Annotated in this window: 1 pseudogene; it reads right to left on the bottom strand. The window is 40.0% G+C overall.

The features are described 5' to 3' along the window. Positions 1-27 precede the first annotated feature (27 nt). A pseudogene (locus tag HMPREF2876_RS03855) lies at positions 28-964 on the bottom strand (IS30 family transposase). Positions 965-1,059 lie beyond the last annotated feature (95 nt).

Below are 1,059 nucleotides of genomic sequence, written 5' to 3'. Positions count from 1 at the left end.
GATAAATTGCAATAAAAAGTGCAACGTTTACTCGTACTCATCCACTAGAGCTTCATAAGCAGTTCTGTAAGCTAAACATTTTCGTGGTCGGTGATTGATATCATATAAGGCCTTGTTCAAAGCCTCATCAGATATAGCAGCTAAATCTGTTTTCTTTGGGAAATATTCTCTTAGTAAGCCATTTGCGTTTTCATTACCTCCTCTCTGCCAAGATGAATAGGCGTCCGCAAAGAAAAAGGAAATTCCTAACTTCTCTACCAGAGGATAGCAGGCGAACTCTTTTCCCCTGTCTGAAGTGAAGGTTTTAAGAGTCTCTTTTGGAAATAGTTTACAAAGTTGTTCGATGGCTGAAAACATGGATTTGGCTGTTCTGTCTGGTATCTTGAAAGCTAAGTAAAAACGAGTTTTTCGCTCTAGAAAGGTCGCTAAACAGCCCTTGCTTTTGCCTCTGGAAGACACCACAGTATCAAGTTCCCAGTGGCCAAAAGTTTCACGATTCCGAACCTCTTTAGGACGTTTGGCAATCGGCGTGCCAATCCTAAATCTTCCACGTGTTTCTTTGAGTTGTCGAGTTCTTCCTTTACGACGAAGGACGCTTAAATCCAGATCAATCAAACCAGTATAGAAGCCAATTATAGATGGTTTTAAAAGCGACCATTGGCTTTTGTTCAAGCTGATAGCGCCCAGAAATTTGTTCAGGCGACCAGGAAGATTTTAAACCGTTCTCAATTTCCTTTTTCAACTTTGGTGTTAAACAAGACTTCCGACCTTTTTGTTTAGCCCTGCGGTCGTACTCTTCCTGTGCTAAGACTGCAGAATAGCCATTTTGACATCGTCTTAACTCTCTTGAAATGGTAGACTTATGGACGCCAAGTTTACTTGCAATTTGGCAAGGTTTCAAACCTAATTCCAAGTAGGTTTCTATCTTTATTCGGTCGGTTATGGTAAGATGGAAGTAGCTCATAGTTTTTCCTCGGGATTCTGTTTGTGTGGTTACTTACAGTTTACACCAATGAAACGCTATGAGTTTTTTTGTTGCACTATATTTTACAATTTATC

This window comes from Streptococcus sp. HMSC073A12 (assembly GCF_001812815.1).
GTDB lineage: Bacteria > Bacillota > Bacilli > Lactobacillales > Streptococcaceae > Streptococcus > Streptococcus vaginalis.
The sequence above is the reverse complement of the archived record's forward strand: the minus strand, read 5'-3'. Positions and strand labels throughout refer to the sequence as shown.